We start from the raw sequence: 18,549 nt of genomic DNA on the forward strand, positions 1-18,549 counted from the left end.
TCAGCCGATCTCATGAGGAGGAAACGATGGAACACCGGTTGATCGGCGCCATCGAGTCGGCGCTCGGATGGAACGGCGCGGGCGAACTCGGCGGGGACTTCGCGCGCGGAAGCATCGACGACCCGGGCCTGATCTCGCGCGTACTCACCCCGAACCGCCTGCTCGACATCGTCATGCGCCGGAGCATGAACCGACCGCAGTTCCGGGTCTTCCAGGAGAGCGAGGAAGTGCACCCGGCCGTCTACTTCACCGACAGCGTCAGCCCTCGGGGCCAGAGCATTCCCATGGTGAACACGCACAGCCTCGGTCGGCTGCTGGGGGAGGGGGCGACGGTGATCCTCGACCAGGCCAACGTCTTCGACCCGACGATGGAGGTTGCCTGCCGGGCCCTCCAGTGGTGGTCGCGCGAGCGCGTCCAGGTCAACGCGTATCTGACGACGAACGAGGCGTCGGGCTTCCCGCTGCACTGGGATGACCACGACGTGGTGATCGTCCAGCTGGCGGGCGAGAAGGGCTGGGAGGTCAGGGGCACGTCCCGGTCCGTGCCCCTGTACCGGGACGTCGACCCCAACGACACGCCGAGTGAAGAGATCGTCTGGTCCGGGGTGATGGAAGCCGGTGACGTGATGCACATCCCCCGTGGACACTGGCACCAGGCGACCCGCAACGGTCACGGGTCGGGGAAGAGCCTTCACGTCACCTTCGGGATCACCAAGCGCACCGGGGCGAGTTGGCTGGCGTGGCTGGGCGACTGGTGCCGGGAGAGGGAGATCTTCCGGCACGACCTGGACCGTCGTGGCGGAGCGGCGTTCCACGCCCTGACGGAGGCCGTCACCCAGCTGGCAACCGAGCGCTCGCCGGCCGACTTCCTGGCCGCCTACGAGCAGGCGATGCCGCCGTCCCGCCAGGTCCCCTTCCTGAACGTCTTCGGTTCACTCGACGCCGTGGTCTGCACCACTCACTTCCCGCCGCGCATCGAGGAGAACGGCGGGACCGTCGACATCCTCGCCTCGGGAAAGAAGCTGACCCTCCTGGCCAAGGCGCTGCCCTCGCTGCGGCTGCTGCTGAGCGGGAGGCCCGTGCCGCTGGACCGGGCGGTCTCCGTCGTCGGGCCCGAAGTAGTGGAGGTCGCCGAGACCCTGGTGAAGGAGGAGCTGTGCGCGGTACTCACCCCCGAGTTGTCCTCGGGCTACACCGGTCTCGTCACGAACGCCGCCTCCTGACCGGTGCGCTGGATCTCGGCGTCACCTCGATCGACACGAGCACCAACTACCTCGGCTTCCGCTCGCATACCGTCCTCGCGCGGATGGCCGGTGATCTCTTGCCCAGGTTCACGGTCTCCACGAAGGTGGGTTATTTCCCTGGGTGGGAAAGGGCGGAGCATTCTCTGGATCCCGTGAGGCTGTACGAGACCGTGGAACAAGCCGCCCAGGATCTCGGACGGGAGCCTGACCTGGTGTTCCTGCACAACCCGGAACACTCCCTCCATGGCCCCGTCGACCACGGCCGGGACTCGCTGGCCCAAGCGTGCGCCGCGCTGGACGGCGCCACATCGAAGGGGCTGTGCGGTGCCTGGGGCGTCTCCTCATGGGACCCGTCACCGCTGGTCGGCCTGGTCGGTCCGGCCACGCCGAAACCGTCGGTCCTCATGGCACGAGCCGGGCTGCTGGTCGGGATCAGAACGCTCGACGCCGTGGAAGCCCTCACGGTGGCCTGGGACCTCGACCGCCGTCGAACGTGGGGTATGAGCCCCTTCGGCGGTGGCACCGGGGACCCGCTATGGGATCGGATCGACCCCCGGGTCTTCCTACGAGGCGGTGAAGGATTCTCCCGTGTCCAGGCTGCCTTCCGGGCCTCGTACTGCCTCCCCGATGTCGGGACCATGGCCGTGGGCACGGACGATCCGGCTCATCTGGGTCAACTGCTCGACGCCTTGGACGCCGAGCCCGATGAGCGCACGATCCACGAGTACCGCGCCCTCCTCCGGGAATGGCTGACCGGTTAGCCCGCCTGAAGCTCCGCGATGATCTGCCGTGCCCTGTGCCGGGCGGGTTCGATCCGAGGGTCCTGCGGGTGCGCGTCCGGTCCGAGGATCTTGGCGCACACGAAGAGCGTCATCAGCTTGCCGTCCCGGCTCTCGAAGTCGTGCCGCCGCTCGCGTCGTACGCGGTCGGCCAGAGCGGGGACGGCGAGCGAGGCGGCCCAGAGCGTTGCCGTGTCGAGACCCCGGGGGGCGTTCCCCCAGTCCTCCCAGTCGAAGAGGGAGAACACCGGCGCGCTCATGTTGGCCCAGTTCAGGTCGGCGTGGGCTGCACCCCATCGGTCGACGGTCGTGTCGATCGCCTCGGGGAACACGCCCCGGATCGACTCGGTGACCAGCTCCTGGGTGATCGTGACGGTGTCCGGAGTGGCCACGCGCCCGGTCGTGTTCCGCGCGAGCGCGTCCAGGGAATCCCCGAAGGCCCGCCACCACTCCTCCGACAGCGTCGGCTCCGCTGCCAGGACGGCGCTCCCGACCGGTGTACCGGGAAGAAGGCCGGTCTCGTCGGCCCGCCACATCACCGGCTCGTCCGCGTCCCGCCAGACCACACACCCCCGCCACGCGGGCTGGGCGACGCCCTCAAGGCGGGCGGCGCTCTCCGTACCGTTCCACCCCTGGTCGGTGATCCTGTCGAGCGGGCGCCGCTCCACCCGTGCCCAGGTGCCCCGGTCCGTGCGGGCCCCCACCGACCGGCGCTTGCGCACTACCGTGCCCGGGTCCAGCCGGGTCTGCAGTGACCGCTCGACGCGGTCGAGAACCTTGTCGACCGGCTCGACCCGGAGGTCGACGGCGCGGACGGCGGAGACCGAGTGCGTCATGCGGGGACCGTAGCAGCGGGCCACGGTGCCACAGAGGCATCTGGGCCAAGGGGGACGAGCGGCCGCCTGGCGTCTACGACGTGATCCGGGTACGGCGACGGCCTCCTTCGGGTGCGGTGAAGGAGGCCGTCGTCTTCGGCCACCTGCCCGCCGAGCGCGACGGACGGACTCCTCCCCGGTGACCTCCTCTTGCCGGGGAGAAGGGCGGACTCCTCAGCCGGGCCCGTCTTCCGCTGAGCTCGGACAAGGCCCGCCGGGCCGTGCCGCCGCCCCACCTGTACGACTCGCTGACCGGGAAGCGCGTCTACGACCCGCGTCACACCTGTCTGGCCACCTGGAAGCCTTCGGGAGGAACAGCCATCGGAAGCCGTTTCCGGCCACCCTCAAGCCGGAGTCCCGCCCGGCCCGCCAGGGGATGCCAGGAGCCCCGCAGGCCCCTCCCACGGCCCCCGCCGAACGTCCCTGAACAGCAAAAACACCCTCCCGAAGGGGAGGGTGAGAGAGTGCGCCCCCGGCAGGACTCGAACCTGCGGCCAAGCGCTTAGAAGGCGCCTGCTCTATCCACTGAGCTACGGGGGCCGGGTGGTGGCCGGGTGGCCTGGTCGCCCGGGATGGGGTGGTCCGGGGACCGTGTCGGGGACAAGGATAGGGCTCCCGGTTCCCCGTACCCGGCGCTTCGCCTCCGTGCCTCGATGTGGAGGTTCGGTGAAGCGGTCCTGATAATCGCAGGCAGGTGCGAATCGTGCATCGCTTTTGACGCCTCCCGCCCCGGGTGTTGTGCACTCGTTATGCCTGCGCCCCGCCTGTCCCCTTCGTTCCGTGCCCGATCGGCCGTTTCCCCGGTGGCGATCGGCGCGCAGGGTGCCCATATGCTTTAGAAAGTTGTCAAAATTGGGCATTCTTCGCATGTGGCGACCTTGCACGTACGGCCTCAACTGCTCGACGCCCTCTCCGCCCTGCGGGAGCGCGTCGCCGCCGCACGCTTTCCGCTCCCCCTGCCGGGGGCGCCGCGCGCGCGTGCCAACCGTGACGAGCTGCTCGCCCAGCTCGACGACTACCTGGTCCCCCGTCTCAAGGCCCCCGACGCGCCCCTCCTGGCCGTCATCGGCGGCTCCACCGGCGCGGGAAAGTCCACCCTGGTCAACTCCCTGGTGGGCCGCCAGGTCAGCGAGGCGGGGGTGCTGCGCCCCACCACCCGTGTCCCCGTCCTGGTCTGCCATCCGGAGGACCACCACTGGTTCAGCGGAGCCCGGGTCCTGCCCGCCCTCTCCCGGGTCTGGGTGCCCCCGCAGGACGACCCCTTCGGCGCCCCCCTGTACGGCGACGCCTTCCCGCGCGGTGGGCGCCGGGGCACCGACCGGCAGCTGAGGGTCGAGACCGCCGGGGCCCTGCCGCGGGGCCTCGCCCTCCTCGACGCCCCCGACATCGACTCGCTCGTCGCGGAGAACCGGCTCCTCGCCGCCCAGCTGATCTGCGCCGCCGACATCTGGATCATGGTCACCACCCCCGCGCGCTACGCCGACGCCGTGCCCTGGCACCTGCTGCGCACCGCCAAGGAGTACGACGCGACGCTGGTCAGCGTCCTCGACCGGGTCCCCCACCAGGTCATCACCGAGGTGTCCCAGCAGTACGCCGCCCTGCTCACCAAGGCCGGGCTGGGCGAGGTCCCCCGGTTCACGGTCCCCGAACTGCCCGAGTCGGCCGGTGGCGGCGGTCTCCTGCCGTCCACCGCCGTGGCCCCGCTGCGCGCCTGGCTCACCCAGCGCGCCCAGGAGCCCGTCACCCGCGCCCAGACCCTCATCCGCACCGCCGGCGGCGCCCTGGCCTCGCTCCGCGCCCGGATGCCGGAACTGGCCGGTGCCGTCGCCGCCCAGCACGCCGCGGCGGTCCGGCTCACCTCCGTCGTCGAGGAGGCGTACGAGAGCGAGCACGCACGGGTCCGGGGGCGTCTCCGGAGCGGCGCGGTGCTCTCCGGCGACGCGCTCAAGCGCTGGCGCAGCTACCCCCTGGACTGCGGACCCGGAGAGCTCCTGGACGCCCTGGTGGAGAGCCTGACGGCCCTGCTGCTGTGCTGCGTCACCGCCGCCGACGAGCGCACCGACGAACGCTGGCGCCATGAACCCGCCGCGACCGCGCCCGTCCTGACGGTGCGGGACCCCGCGCAGGAGAGCGCCGAGCACCGGGTGGGCATGGCGGTCCGGCGCTGGCGGCGGGAGCTGGAGGAGCACTGCGAGGAGGAGGTGCGCGAGCTGGACAAGGCGGTGGCCCCCGACCCGGAGGCCGTCGCCGCCGTGCTCGCGGTGGCGCTCCTAGGCGGTCGCCGGGGCCGGGTGGCGGGGGAGAGCCTCGCCGAGCGGATCGGGGCGCAGAGCGCGCTCCGGCTGCGGGACCGGGGCGGCCGACTCGTCACGGACTACGTGGAGAAGGTCCTCTACGGCGAACGCGAGCGCCGCCTCGCGCCCCTGGACGCACTGGACGTCCACCCCGAACCGCAGGCCGAACTGATCGCCGCGCTCTCCGTCCTGCAACGGGAACAGCGCGGACCGGTCGAGCCCCGTGAACCCTCCGTGCCCCCGAACGCGCGGAAGGGCGCGGGGGGACGGGCCGACGGCGATCCGGTCCGACCGGACGGTCCTGACCGGTCGGATCGGCCGGACCGAACGGACCGACCAGACCGACCGGGTGAACGGGGCGTGCGGGACGAGTCCGGGGAGCAGAGGGACAGGTGACGACCGAGGTGACCGCCGTGACCGACCACACCGATCGCCCGCCGAACGCGGGCCGCCCGGTCCCCGCCACCGACACCCGACCGGAACCCGTCTCGGAACCGGAACCCGCCCAGGGCCCGGGGCACGTACGCGACCCCGACCGCGACCCGGCTCCGTCGCCCCCGGACGCCTCCCGTGCCTCCCGCGCCTCCGACGCCGAGGGCCGTCGGCACGGGGAGGGGGCATGGCGCACCTCGTGGGACCACGACACCGACCCGGACGGGACGTACGACACCGATGAGAGCACCGGAGCCGGTGGGGCCAGTGGAGTGGTCGAGGTGGACGCGATGGACGCGGTGGGCGAGGTGAACAGGGCGGATGGGGCGGACGGGACGGGCACGGTGGATGCGATGGACGAGACGGGTGAGCCGAACATGAGGGGTGGGGTTTCCCGGGTGGCCGGGACTTCCAGGGCGGCTGAGACCCACAGGGCCGACGGGGTCGACAGGACGGCAGCGACTGACGGGACGGCTGGGACAAGCAGAGCCGACAGCGCAGACAGGGCCGAGAGAGCCGAGAGAGCCGACGGATCGGGCAGAGCCGCCGCCGGGGCCGACGGAGGGCACCCCGGAAAGGGGAAGCGCGCTCCCGTCCGCTCCGCCGCTTCCCGCACCCCCACCTCCGCCCCCACCCCCACCTCCGCCCCCGCCCCCGTCCCCGCCTGGGACGACGGCCTGATCGCCCGGCGTACCCCCACCGGCACCGACGAACTCGCCGCCGTGGTCCGCCGGGACCCCGAACCTGCGGTGGGCCCCGCCCCCCGGGACGCCGAACCCCCGGTCTACGACATCGACCTCCGTGGGCGGCTCGACGCCCTCCGGGAGCTGATCGGGCTCTCCCGGGCCCGGCTGGAACGGCCCGCCCTGGCCGAGGCGGGCCGGGTGCTGGACGAGGCGGCGGCCCGTCGCAGGCTCTCCGACCGGCACACCGTGGTCGCCCTGGCCGGTGCCACGGGCAGCGGCAAGTCCACGCTCTTCAACGCGCTCGCCGGAGTGACGATCTCCGACACCGGGGTGCGCCGCCCCACCACCTCGTCCCCGGTGGCCTGCACCTGGACGGACGGCGCGGCCGGGCTCCTCGACCGCCTCGGCGTCCAGGGACGGCTGCGGCGCAGACCACTGGCGAACCCGGGCACGGAGACCCCCCTGGAGGGGCTCGTCCTGCTCGACCTCCCCGACCACGACTCGGCGTCCGTCGTCCACCGCGAGCAGGTGGACCGGGTCCTGGCGCTGGTGGACGCCGTCATCTGGGTCGTCGACCCGGAGAAGTACGCGGACGCGATCCTGCACGAGCGCTATCTGCGGCCGATGGCCGGGCACGCCGAGGTGATGTTCGTCGTCCTCAACCAGGTCGACCGGCTTCCCCAGGACGCCGCCGACCAGGTGCTGGACGATCTGCGGCGCCTGCTGGACGAGGACGGCATCGCCCTCGGCGAGCACGACGAGCCGGGCGCGACGGTGCTGGCGCTGTCCGCCCTCACCGGCGAGGGCATGGACCAACTGCGCGAGACGCTCGACCAGTTCCTGCGCGAGCGGGCCGCGCCGGGCCGCCGGATCGCGGCGGACGTGGACCGGGCCGCGGCCCGGCTGCGGCCCGTCTACGCGGCGGCCGGACGTCCGGGGCTCACCGAACGGGCCCGGGACGAGTTCTCCGACCGGCTGGCCGAGGCCGTCGGCGCGAGCGCGGCGGGCGAGGCCGCCGAACGCGCCTGGCGCCGCAACGCGCACACCGCGTGCGGAACCCCCTGGCTGAGGCTGTGGCGCTGGTACGAGGAGCGCCGCGCGCCCCTGTCGCTGTTCCCGGCGCCCCCGGCCCCCGTCGACGGGGAGGCCACCGCCCGCCAGCGGGTGGAACAGGCCGTGCGGACGGTCGCCGAACGCGCGGCGACGGGCCTCCCGGCCCCCTGGGCGCAGGCGGTGCGGGAGGCGGCGGTGCGGGGCGCCGCCGAACTGCCGGAGGCGCTCGACCGGCTCACCGCCGAGCCGGACGCCCCCCGGCGTCCGCCGAGGCCCGGCTGGTGGCCCGCCGCCGTGTTCGCCCAGGCGTGCATGACGGTGCTCCAACTCGTGGGCGCGCTCTGGCTGGTGGCGCAGATCGCCGGGGTCATGGCGCCGAACCTGGGGGTTCCGGCGCTGCTGATGGCCATCGGCATCGTGGGCGGCCCGGGCGTGGAGTGGCTGTGCAAGCTGGCGGCCCGGGGGCCTGCGCGCCGGTACGGGGCGGAGGAGGAACGGCGGCTGAGGGAGGCCGCGGCCGGGTGCGGACGGGCCCGGGTACTCGATCCGGTGGCGGCGGAACTGCTCCGGTACCGGGAGGTCCGGGAACAGTACCTGCGGGTGACGGGCCTGGTCGGCGGCCCGGCGAGGGGTGCGGACGGGGCGCCTCCGGTGGCGCTGGCCGACTGAGCCGGAGGGACGGGACGAGCCCCGCGCCCCTCCCACGTTCACCCTTTTGAGCGAGCGAGTTATCCACAAGCGCTGTGCTGCCCACAGGCGCCAGCGGGACGCTCCGGAACGGGGGACTCTGGGGACCTCGACCGGAACGGCGGGACGGCGCGGTACGCGTCGCACCGGGTCCGGCCGGGGCCGCCGATCCGTGGGGAGAGGCCGCGCGGACGGGTGACGGACACACAGGGGGTCAGCATGAACGAGACGCTGGTGACGGTGGTGGGGAACGTGGCGACCGCTCCGGTGGTGAGGGAGTTCGCGACGGGCCGGGTCGTCCGGTTCCGGCTCGCGGCGACGGCCCGGTACCGGGACCGGACGGGCGGCGCCTGGACGGACGGACACACCAACTTCTTCACGGTGTGCGCCTGGCGGGCGCTCGCGGAGAACGCGATGGCGTCGCTGTCCGTGGGGGAGCCGGTCATCGTGCGGGGACGGCTGAAGGTCCGGCAGGAGGACCGGGGCGACGGCAAGCAGTGGTTCGCGGCGGACATCGAGGCGAGCGCCATCGGCCACGACCTGTCACGGGGAACGGCGGCCTTCCACCGGACACCCTTCATGGACCGGACGGACCGGACGGACCGGGCGTCCTTCACCGACCGGACGGCCCCGGTGGACCGTGGGGGCGCGGCGGCCACCGCTCCCGCCCCGTTCGACCAGGACCCCTGGGCCGTTCCCGCGCCGTCCGACGACGCCCGCCCGACGCCCGGCGAAGCGGACGGAACCCACGGAACCCACGGAGCGCGCGGAACGAACGGGGTGCGCCGAGCGGAGGGGACGGGCGCGACGGGACGTCTGGGGGACCTGGACAGCGGGGAGTTGGACCCCGTCGACGCCTGAGCCCTGACGGCCGACCCGGTCGGGCGAATGCATGGATTTGTCGATAAGCCCAGGCCGGAAACACGAAGGGCGATAACGATTCCGATTCGGAACGGTTATCCGACCGTATGGGCGGGCCTGTCGGTCCATGGGTTTCTTAGGATGCCGGGACAGGTCGAGGAGTGTCCGATTCCGCTGGTGAGGACCACTTGCCAAGTCAACGGGCCTCCTCCGAAAGGGATTCCGTGTTCGCAGTCATCTCCCCCGTGAAGAGGGGCGTCGTCCGTCTCGCCGTCGGCGTCACCGTCTCCGGCCTGGTCACCGTGGGCATGGTGACCGGTGCCCCGGTGGCCGTCGCGGAGGAAGACCCCCGGGACCAGGGCGGTGCCGTGGCGACGCTCACCGGCCTCAAGCTGGCGGGCGAGGCGGTCGTCAGGGTGGGCGACGAGGAACGGCGCGTCCAGGCGGGCCTGTTCGAGATGGCCGTGGACGGCGGGGGAACCCTGCGCACCTACGGGGTGGACCTGGACATGGCGACGCAGTGGGACGCCCGCTACCAGGAGAGCGCCTGGGCGGACACCTCGCTGGGCGCCAACGCCTCGGCGGGCGAGATCCGCTGGATCCTCCAGAACTCGTACCCCCAGGTGAACGACCTCGCGACGCTCGCCCGCCGGGCGGGAGCCAAGGGGCTCACGGAGCAGGACGCCGCCGTCGGCACCCAGGTGGCGATCTGGCGCCACTCCGACGGGTCCCGCGCCCGGGTCGCCCGGGACGAGGCGGACGGACGGCGGGGCTCCGACCGGGACGTGCCCCGGGTGACCGCCACGGACCCGCAGGCCGAGCGGCTCGCGGACTACCTGGAACGGAAGGCGCGCGCCGTACCCGAGCCCGGGGCGTCCCTCCGCCTCGACCGGCCGGAGCACTCCACCCTCCTCCCGGAACCCGGGAGCGGGGCGGACGCGCACGCCGAGCGGGGCGGGACGGCCGGGAAGACGGAGAAGGCGCGGGGCGAGGGCGGCAAGAGGGAAGAGGAAGGGAAGAGGAAAGAGGAGGAAGGAAGAGGAAAGGGAAAGCGAGCGGAGGAAGCGGGGGAGAAGGACGGGCCGCGCGAGGACCGGGCCGGGACGGGCGCTGACGCGAAGCCCGGTGGGAAGGCCGGCGACACCGAGGTCGACACCGAGGCGGACGCGAAGCCCGGCGGGAAGGCCGGCGATGCGAAGGCCGATACCAAGGCGGACGCAAAGCCCGGGGGCGAGACCGGCGGCGCGAAGGCCGGAGGGAAGCCGGGGGCGGCACGGGACGGGGGCGTCCGGGTCGGTCCGGTCACGGTCCGGTCGGGCGGTGAGCGGGTGACGGTGGCCCCGGACCCGGCGGCGCTCACCCACGGGGTGCGGATCGTCGACGGCGCGGGGGACCCGGTCACCACGGCCGGGGACGGCGACCGGCTCTACTTCGCCCTCCCCGAGGGAGTGCCCGCCGGATCGGCGGGGCTGACCGCGCAGACCTCCACCACGGTCCCGGTCGGCCGGGCCTTCGTCTCCGGCAGCCGCAGCCAGACGCAGGTCCTCGCGGGGTCCAGCGAGTCGACGGTGTCCGCGACGGCCACCGTGAACTGGGCCGACAGCGGTCCGGTGCCCGCCGTCTCGGTCCGCAAGGTCTGCGCGGAACGTCGTCTGGACGTCACGGTGCGCAACGCGGGCGACGAGGAGTTCACCGTCGAGCTGATGGGGACGAGCGCCGTGATCGGGGCGGGACGCACCGAGACGGTGCCGGTCTCCCTGGTGGAGGACCAGAGCTACGACTTCACCGTCACCGGTCCGCACGACTACGAGAAGCGGATCAGCGGGATACTCGACTGCCGCACCCGGAGCGGCGAGGCGACCGGAACCCGGACGATGACGGCGCCCAGCTCCGCCTCGAAGGTCGGCGGGCCGCGCGGTACCGGCGCCCCGCGCGCCTCGGACCTGGCCGCCACCGGCGGCTCGGCGGCCACCCCCCTGATAGCCGGGACGGCGGTGGGCCTCGTGGTGATCGGCGGGGCGGTCATCCTCGTCCTCCGGTCCAGGAACCGGCGCCGCGAGGGCTGACGGTCCGGCTCCCGGCCCCGCCCGGCCCCACCGGCGTTCCGGGCGCGGGCCACGGCCGGGATTTCGGTTGGCGCGGGCGGGTACGGCAAGATGGGTACGTCTGCCCTCATGCGGCGGAGTCGCATGCCGAGTCACATCGAGTCACATGCCGACACTTCTCAGGTATCAAGCTGCCGGACGGTTTCTCTTGGCTGAGTACATTTACACCATGCGCAAGGCGCGCAAGGCGCACGGCGACAAGGTGATCCTCGACGACGTCACGCTGAGCTTCCTCCCCGGCGCGAAGATCGGTGTCGTCGGCCCGAACGGCGCCGGCAAGTCGACCGTACTGAAGATCATGGCGGGCCTGGAGCAGCCGTCGAACGGCGACGCGTTCCTCTCCCCGGGCTACACCGTCGGCATCCTGCTCCAGGAGCCGCCGCTGGACGAGTCCAAGACGGTCCTGGAGAACGTGCAGGACGGCGTCGCGGTGATCAAGGGGAAGCTCGACCGCTTCAACGAGATCGCCGAGCAGATGGCGACGGACTACTCCGACGCGCTGCTGGAGGAGATGGGCAAGCTCCAGGAGGAGCTGGACCACGCCAACGCCTGGGACCTCGACGCCCAGCTGGAGCAGGCGATGGACGCCCTGGGCTGCCCGCCCGGCGACTCGCCCGTCACCAAGCTCTCCGGTGGCGAGAAGCGCCGCGTCGCCCTCTGCAAGCTGCTGCTCGAAGCCCCCGACCTGCTGCTCCTCGACGAGCCCACCAACCACCTCGACGCCGAGTCGGTGAACTGGCTGGAGCAGCACCTCGCCAAGTACGCGGGCACCGTCGTGGCGATCACCCACGACCGGTACTTCCTGGACAACGTGGCCGAGTGGATCCTGGAGCTGGACCGGGGCCGCGCCTTCCCGTACGAGGGCAACTACTCCACCTACCTGGAGGCCAAGCAGAGCCGCCTCAAGGTCGAGGGCCAGAAGGACGCCAAGCGCGCCAAGCGGCTCAAGGAGGAGCTGGAGTGGGTCCGCTCCAACGCCAAGGGCCGCCAGGCCAAGTCGAAGGCGCGACTGGCCCGGTACGAGGAGATGGCCGCCGAGGCCGACAAGATGCGGAAGCTGGACTTCGAGGAGATCCAGATCCCGCCGGGCCCCCGGCTCGGCAGCATCGTGGTCGAGGTCAACAACCTCAGCAAGGCGTTCGGTGAGAAGGTGCTGATCGACGACCTGTCGTTCACCCTGCCGCGCAACGGCATCGTCGGCGTCATCGGTCCGAACGGCGCGGGCAAGACCACGCTGTTCAAGATGATCCAGGGCTTCGAGACCCCCGACTCCGGCTCCATCAAGGTCGGCGAGACCGTGAAGATCTCGTACGTCGACCAGAGCCGCGAGAACATCGACCCCAAGAAGACGCTGTGGGCCGTCGTCTCCGACGAGCTGGACTACATCAACGTCGGCCAGGTCGAGATGCCCTCGCGCGCGTACGTCAGCGCCTTCGGCTTCAAGGGCCCGGACCAGCAGAAGCCCGCCGGGGTGCTCTCCGGCGGTGAGCGCAACCGCCTCAACCTGGCGCTCACCCTCAAGCAGGGCGGCAACCTGCTGCTCCTCGACGAGCCGACCAACGACCTCGACGTGGAGACGCTGTCCTCGCTGGAGAACGCGCTGCTCGACTTCCCGGGCTGCGCGGTGGTCGTCTCCCACGACCGCTGGTTCCTCGACCGGGTCGCCACCCACATCCTCGCGTACGAGGGCGAGTCCAAGTGGTTCTGGTTCGAGGGCAACTTCGAGTCGTACGAGAAGAACAAGATCGAGCGGCTGGGCGCGGACGCGGCGCGTCCGCACCGGGCCACGTACAAGAAGCTCACCCGGGGCTGAGCGGCCGTGGCCCGTCACATCTACCACTGCCCGCTGCGCTGGTCGGACATGGACGCCTTCGGGCACGTCAACAACGTGGTCTTCCTCCGGTACCTGGAGGAGGCCCGGATCGACTTCATGTTCCGGCTGGCGCCCGGTGACGGGTCCCCGTCGTTCTCCGGCGGGTCCGTCGTGGCCCGGCACGAGATCGACTACGTCCGCCCGCTGGTCCACCGGCACGAGCCGGTCGTCATCGAGTCGTGGGTGACCGGGATACGCAACGCGTCGCTGACCATCGCGTACGAGGTCAAGGACCACGAGGGCGCGGAGGAGGTCTACGTCCGGGCGTCGACGGTCGTCGTGCCGTTCAACCTGGACACCCAGCGGCCCCGGCGGCTCACCACCGAGGAGCGGGAGTACCTCCGGGCGTACCTGCTGCCCGGCGGCGACGAGCGGGAGGCCGTGGCGGTATGAGCCCGACGGTGGACTTCGCCGACGGCGGGGAGGCGGCCGACCTGGCCGCCTTCCTGGTCCGGCTGCTCCACTACGACCGCGCGGCGGCGGTCCGCGTCCAGGCCGCGGGCACCGCGCTCGCGGTCTTCGGACGGCCGCCGTCGTTCGAGGTGCTGGCGATCCGTACCGCCCGGCTCGCCAAGCCCTACCAGCACGGCATCGAGGACTCCCTCGACACCACGGTGTCGGCGGGCGACCTGCTGGAGGCGATCGACGAGCGGGCGGGCACGGCCGGGGTCCCGGACGCGGTCACCGGACCGCCCTGGGCCGGGGTGCTGCCGCCGCGCGGCGGCTGGCGTCCCGAGCCCGGGCTGCCGTCCGGGGCGGCGGTGCGGACGATGGTCGCCCAGGCGGTGGCCGAGTTCCGGTCCCGTACCGAGCGGCTGGACCCGGGTGAGCGGAGCCGGGCGGTGCTCGACCGGATAGGCCGCGAGGTGTGGTCCCGGCCGCTGGGCGACAGCGACCTCCCGGTCCGGGCCGCCCACGCCGCGCAGTCCCTCGGCTTCCTGCCGCCCGCTCCCGGGCGGTCCGGCGCGGACCCCGGCGACCGGGGCCCCACCGCCGGAGTCCCGCTCGCGCTGCTCGCCAGCGGGGCCTGGCTGCGGCTGAGGACCCCGTTCGGCTCGGTCGCCGTCCGCCGGGCCGGAACCGGAAGCCTCACGGTCACCCCGGCGTAAGCCGCGCCCCGTACGCCGGGCGCGGCCCGCGTCCCGCACGGCACCGCACCGGAGCCGTCCGAGACCTTCCCGTCCACACCCGGCGCGGGTCACCCCTGGTGGCCCGCGCCGTGAGGTGTCCGGACGCCCTCCCCGGCACCGACGGACGGCCCCCCTCCCCGACGGACGGCCCCTCGACGGCGGCCGACGGCCCCGACCGGGGTGTGCGCCCTGGGCAGCGCCGGAAACGACGCGCCCGGCCGGGGGCCGGGGGCCGCGCACCCGACCGGGGGCTACGCGTCCGGCCAGACCCCGATGTGGTCCTCCTCGCGCTTCAGCAGCACCCGGTCCCGCATGCCGAGGCCCTCGGTGTACTCGGCGGGGAGCTGGAGCCGTCCGGCGCGGTCGAGCATCGCGTACTCCCGGGCCACCAGCGACTCCTCGCCGGTCGCCGCGTCCACCTCGGTGCGGCGCAGCACCTCGGTGGAGGTCCGGCCGTCCCGGATGGCGACCGTGCGGCGCACCTCGCCCGCGACGGCCTGGTCATGGGTGACGATCACCACCGTGGTGCCCAACTGCTCGTTGGCGGTGCGGAACGCGGCGAAGATCTGCTCGGCGGTGTGCGAGTCGAGTTCACCGGTCGGCTCGTCGGCGAGCAGCACCGACGGGTTGTTGGCCAGGGCCACCGCGATGGCGGCGCGCTGCTGCTGGCCGCCGGACATCTGCTGCGGACGCCGGTCGGCGCAGTCCGCGACCTCCAGCATCCCGAGGAGCTCGGCGGCGTGCCGCGCCCGGTCCCGACGGCCGCGGGGCCCGGTCCGTCCACCGCGCAACTGCATGGGCAACGCCACGTTCTGCGCGGCCGTCAGATACGGCAGCAGATTGCGGGAGGTCTGCTGCCAGACGAAGCCGACCACCTCCCGGCGGTAGGCGAGGCGTTCCTTGGCGCCCATGGCGAGCAGGTCCCGGCCCGCGACGCTGGCCGCGCCCGCCGTGGGCTCGTCGAGTCCCGCGAGGATGTTCATCAGGGTCGACTTGCCGCTGCCCGACGCCCCGACCAGGGCCATCAGCTCGCCCTCGCGGACCAGCAGGTCGAGGCCCTGGAGCGCCTGCACCTCCACGCCGTCGGTGGAGAAGATCCGCACCAGCCGGTCACAGCTGATCAGGGCGTCGTGCCCGTACGCGGGACGGCCCTGGCGGTCGGCGGCCCGTCGCTCCAGTTCGGCGAGCGAGGTGCCGCGGGGGGTGTCGGCTCCGGTGGCCGGGGTGGTGGTCATGGGGTGCGCTCCCGGGGGGCGGCGGAGGGGTACGGGTCACGGGGTGCGGCGGAGGCGGCACGGGTCACGGGGCGGGCGGGCGGCGTCATCGCTCGTCACCCACCCGCAGCTCCCGGACCGCGTCGCGTCGGCCGGTCCACCACGCCTGGAGGGCGGCGACGCCCACGGTCAGCGCGACGACGGCGAGCGCGGGCAGCAGCAGGGAGACCGGGTCGGGACGGAGTCCGCCCGCTCCGCTGGGCAGTTCGCCGGTACCGCTGGTCGCGGCGAGGGCCACGGCCGTCAGATCGGTGCCCGGGGCGAGCAGCCGGACGGCCGCCCAGCCCGCGGCGATCCCGCCGACCGCGGCGAGCAGCGCCTGCGGCAGCGACTCCAGGACCAGCAGCCGCCGTCCGTCCCGCCGGGTCAGGCCCATGGTGCGCAGCCGGGCCAGCAGCGCGGCGCGTTCCGGGGCGGCGCGGGCCAGCGCCAGCAGCAGCGCCAGGGCGGCGAACCCGGCGCCTGCGGCGACGGCGGCCGTGTAGACGCGTTCGGCGCCGGTCTGGAGCGGGGAATCGGCGTACCGGGCCCGTTCCTCCTGCCGCAGATGGACGACGGCCCCGGCGCCCCCGGCCTTCCGCAGGACGTCCCGGTCCAGGTCCGACCCGGTGAGGAGCAGGCTGTCGGGGCGCAGCGGACGGTCCAGGGCCCGGGCGTCGACCACCAGGAAGTCGTCGGTGCGCACGGCCGGGGTGGCGGCGCGGACGGCGACGATCCGGACGGTGACCCGCTCGCCCTCGGAGCGCACGACGACCGGGCCGCGGCCGAGGCGGGCGGCGGTGGCGGGGGAGGCGAGCGCGGGCACCGCCCGGGCGCCCTTCGCCGGTTCGGTGAGGGCCTCGGCTGGGAACGCTCCCACGTCGATCCGCGCGGCCAGCCGGGCGTAGGCCCGCGCCTCCACCACGGTGAGCGGGATGCGGGTCTCCGTCTCCTCGTCCAGGCCGGTGTGGGTGGCGTCGGACTCGGTGCCGTCGGTCCGTTCGGAGGCGGGCCGGACGCCCACGCCGATGGCCACCGCGTCGTAGTCGACGGCGGCGGCGGTCACCGAGTCCACCCCGGGGGCCTTCCGCAGCCGCTCGGGCACGCGGTCGGGGAAGGCGTAGCGGGCGTCGACCCGGGCGTCCGCCCCGGTGGCCAGCAGCGCCGCCCGCTCCCGGGTCTCGGAGATCCCGGTGAGCACCGATCCGCCGAACGCGGCCGTGGTCAGCGCGGTCAGCAGGGCCAGCAGCGGCAGCACCGGCGAGGCCGGGCCCCGGGCGGTGCGGGCCAGCGCGAGGGGGCCCAGCAGTCCGCGCAGCCGGGCGACGGGCCCGGTGAGCAGCCGCAGCGCCAGCGGGTACAGCCGGACCAGCAGCAGGGCGGTGATCACGCCGACCAGCACGGGGGCGAGCGCCACCAGCGCGCCGCCGTCGCCCGTGCCGCGCTGGCGCAGCGCCACGACGGCGCCCACCGCGAACAGCAACAGGGTCGCCTCGCCGACCGTCCGGCGCCGCGAGGGCCGGATCCGGGTGACGTCCTCGCGTTCCGCCCCCAGCCGGACGGTCCGGTGCGCGGCCAGCGCCCGCAGCGGCAGCGCCGCGCACGCCACGAGGGTCACCGTGGCGGCGGCGAGCGCGGCGAGCGGCCACCGTCCGCCGGGTAGCGCCAGCAGGGCGAGCCCCAGACCCAGCGCCCCGGCGGGCACGGCGACCACGGCGGTCTCGGCGCACAGCCGTCCGGCGAGGCCGCGCAGGGAGGCGCCCCGGGCCCGCAGCACGGTGAGTTCGGCCCGGCGGCGGCCCGCCGCGAGGCCCCCGGTCATCAGCAGCACCACCAGTGCCACGGTGCCGGTGCCCGAGGCGGCGACCGCGATCATCGGCATCACCCCGTCGCGGAGCCTGCCGTATCCGGTGAGGACGTCGTCCAGACCGGTGTCCGCGACGGTGGTGACGTCGATGGCGCGCCGCACCTTCAGCAGCGCCGCGCCGTCCACGGTGGAGGCCAGGGCGGACTGGACCCGGTCCAGTTCGCCGCCCTTGAGCGCGTCGGCGCGGGGCGCGATGTTCCAGTACCGCTCGGGTTCGCCCTCGGTGCCGAGCAGGACCGGCGCCGCGTCCGGGTGGAGCAGCAGCGCGCCGAGCCAGTACTTGGCCGGGTCGGGGTCGGACGTCGGGATCGGGACGAGGGCGGGGGTGTGCAGCACCTCCAGGGTGGACCAGTACGGGCTGTCCGGGGCCTTGGGGACGACGATGCCGGTGATCCGGATCGCGACCGGGTCCCGGACCTGACCGGGCACCCGGATCACCGAGCCCGTCTCGATGCCGAGCCGTTCGGCGATCGCGGCGGCCACCACGGCCTCCACCTCGGGGGTCTTGGCGGTGACGGTCCCCTTCACCCGGGGCAGCCGTCCTTCCGTCACCTCCGCCTGGTCGGCGAGGCCCTGCTGGGCGGTGAGCGTGAAGCGCGGGTACAGTCCGCGCGGCCGGGGCAGCCACTCCTCCTGGCCCTCGGGGGGCTCGGCGGTGCGCACCCCGTACGAGGAGCGCCCGACGTCGGCGGCGAGGGGGGCCTGGAGCGCCCCGCGCACCCGCTCGTAGCCGGTGCGCAGCGCGGCGCCGCGCAGGGCCTCCTCCTGTTCGGCGCGCGACAGGCTGAGGCTGGGCTGGGGGGCGCTGAAGCGGATCGCGGTGTGCGCGGGCGCGGTGTCGGTGACGGCGTGCCGCAGTCCCCCGTCGCGGAGGGTGTCCACGGCGAGCGGGAACCCGGCGGCGAGGGCGGCGGTGAACGCGACGAGCAGCGCGAGGGCCAGGGCGGAGCCCCGGGCGGCGCGCAGCCGGGTACGGACCCAGGGGGCGGGCGTGGCCACGGCGCGCGTGTCCACGCGCGGACGCGGCCCGTCCGCCGTCCCGGTCGGCCGCGCCGGGTCGGTCTCCGCCGCCGGGCCGGGGGTCCGGCCGGGGCCGGTTGCCTCCGGCGGGGTGGCCTGACCGGGGGTGGGGCGGTCGGGTGTCGGGTCGTTCGTCGTTCGCTCGTTCACGGTCCGCCTGTTCGCCGCCCGCCGCTGCGTCGGCCGGTCGTCCGTTCCGGGCGGGGGCCCGTCACCGGTCCCGCCCCTTCCGTCTGTCGTCTCTGCGCCGTCCGTCCGGCGCGGCCCGTCCGTCTCGCGCGGGGCGGTGGCCTCGGGCGCCCCGGGCGCGTCGTCCGTCCGGTGCCCCTCATGGGTCCCGTGCGGCGCGTCGGCGCGCTGGTCCGCACCGCCCGTCCCGCGCGGTGAGCC

12 protein-coding genes and 1 tRNA gene are annotated in these 18,549 nt (G+C 74.0%); 9 read left to right on the plus strand and 4 right to left on the minus strand.

Annotation, left to right across the window (positions count from 1 at the left end):
* Positions 1–26: 26 nt before the first annotated feature.
* Together ACVWNX_RS23275 and ACVWNX_RS23280 are read left to right on the plus strand one after the other, a co-directional pair.
* Positions 27–1,223: a JmjC domain-containing protein gene (locus tag ACVWNX_RS23275; protein WP_454409606.1), complete on the plus strand. Its 1,197-nt coding sequence runs from the start codon at positions 27–29 to the stop codon at positions 1,221–1,223.
* The gene (locus ACVWNX_RS23280; protein ID WP_454409608.1) at positions 1,157–2,005 is read left to right on the plus strand and encodes an aldo/keto reductase; all 849 of its coding nucleotides are present in this window, start codon (positions 1,157–1,159) and stop codon (positions 2,003–2,005) included. The genes ACVWNX_RS23275 and ACVWNX_RS23280 overlap by 67 nt, the downstream gene beginning before the upstream one ends.
* Here the strand turns inward: ACVWNX_RS23280 and ACVWNX_RS23285 are convergent.
* Together ACVWNX_RS23285 and ACVWNX_RS23290 are read right to left on the minus strand one after the other, a co-directional pair.
* Positions 2,002–2,859, minus strand: coding sequence for a hypothetical protein (locus tag ACVWNX_RS23285; RefSeq protein WP_454409609.1), 858 nt, complete (start codon positions 2,857–2,859; stop codon positions 2,002–2,004). The two genes, ACVWNX_RS23280 and ACVWNX_RS23285, sit on opposite strands and share 4 nt — an antisense overlap.
* A 506-nt stretch (positions 2,860–3,365) precedes the next feature.
* Positions 3,366–3,438, minus strand: a tRNA-Arg gene (locus ACVWNX_RS23290).
* A 329-nt stretch (positions 3,439–3,767) separates the two neighbouring features.
* On the opposite strand from ACVWNX_RS23290, the gene ACVWNX_RS23295 reads away from it, so the two are divergent.
* The 7 genes from ACVWNX_RS23295 to ACVWNX_RS23325 all read left to right on the plus strand — a co-directional run bounded on the left by ACVWNX_RS23295 (position 3,768) and on the right by ACVWNX_RS23325 (position 13,998).
* Positions 3,768–5,588, plus strand: coding sequence for an ATP-binding protein (locus tag ACVWNX_RS23295; protein WP_454409611.1), 1,821 nt, complete (start codon positions 3,768–3,770; stop codon positions 5,586–5,588).
* 413 nt (positions 5,589–6,001) lie between these two features.
* The gene (locus ACVWNX_RS23300) at positions 6,002–8,032 is read left to right on the plus strand and encodes a GTPase (RefSeq protein ID WP_454414899.1); all 2,031 of its coding nucleotides are present in this window, start codon (positions 6,002–6,004) and stop codon (positions 8,030–8,032) included.
* A gap of 237 nt (positions 8,033–8,269) precedes the next feature.
* A complete protein-coding gene (locus ACVWNX_RS23305; RefSeq protein ID WP_454409613.1) occupies positions 8,270–8,911 on the plus strand; it encodes a single-stranded DNA-binding protein in 642 nt (213 codons plus the stop codon).
* Positions 8,912–9,135: 224 nt separating this feature from the next.
* Entirely contained in the window at positions 9,136–10,977 is a 1,842-nt protein-coding gene (locus tag ACVWNX_RS23310; RefSeq protein ID WP_454409615.1) for a TQXA domain-containing protein, read from the plus strand.
* 187 nt (positions 10,978–11,164) lie between these two features.
* Positions 11,165–12,829, plus strand: coding sequence for an energy-dependent translational throttle protein EttA (gene ettA / locus ACVWNX_RS23315; RefSeq protein WP_454409616.1), 1,665 nt, complete (start codon positions 11,165–11,167; stop codon positions 12,827–12,829).
* A 6-nt stretch (positions 12,830–12,835) separates the two neighbouring features.
* Positions 12,836–13,282 (plus strand): acyl-CoA thioesterase, encoded by a 447-nt coding sequence (locus ACVWNX_RS23320; protein WP_454409617.1) that lies wholly within the window; start codon positions 12,836–12,838, stop codon positions 13,280–13,282.
* Positions 13,279–13,998 (plus strand): hypothetical protein, encoded by a 720-nt coding sequence (locus tag ACVWNX_RS23325; protein WP_454409618.1) that lies wholly within the window; start codon positions 13,279–13,281, stop codon positions 13,996–13,998. Before ACVWNX_RS23320 ends, ACVWNX_RS23325 begins: the two co-directional genes overlap by 4 nt.
* Before the next feature lie 272 nt (positions 13,999–14,270).
* Here the strand turns inward: ACVWNX_RS23325 and ACVWNX_RS23330 are convergent, their stop codons facing one another.
* Both ACVWNX_RS23330 and ACVWNX_RS23335 read right to left on the minus strand, forming a co-directional pair.
* Positions 14,271–15,254 carry an ABC transporter ATP-binding protein gene (locus ACVWNX_RS23330; protein ID WP_454409619.1) on the minus strand — a complete coding sequence of 328 codons (984 nt, stop codon included), beginning with the start codon at positions 15,252–15,254 and terminating at the stop codon, positions 14,271–14,273.
* 85 nt (positions 15,255–15,339) lie between these two features.
* Positions 15,340–18,153, minus strand: a complete 2,814-nt coding sequence (locus ACVWNX_RS23335) for an FtsX-like permease family protein (protein ID WP_454414900.1) — start codon at positions 18,151–18,153, stop codon at positions 15,340–15,342.
* Positions 18,154–18,549: the final 396 nt, after the last annotated feature.

It is taken from the genome of Streptomyces sp. JNUCC 64 (assembly GCF_054484115.1).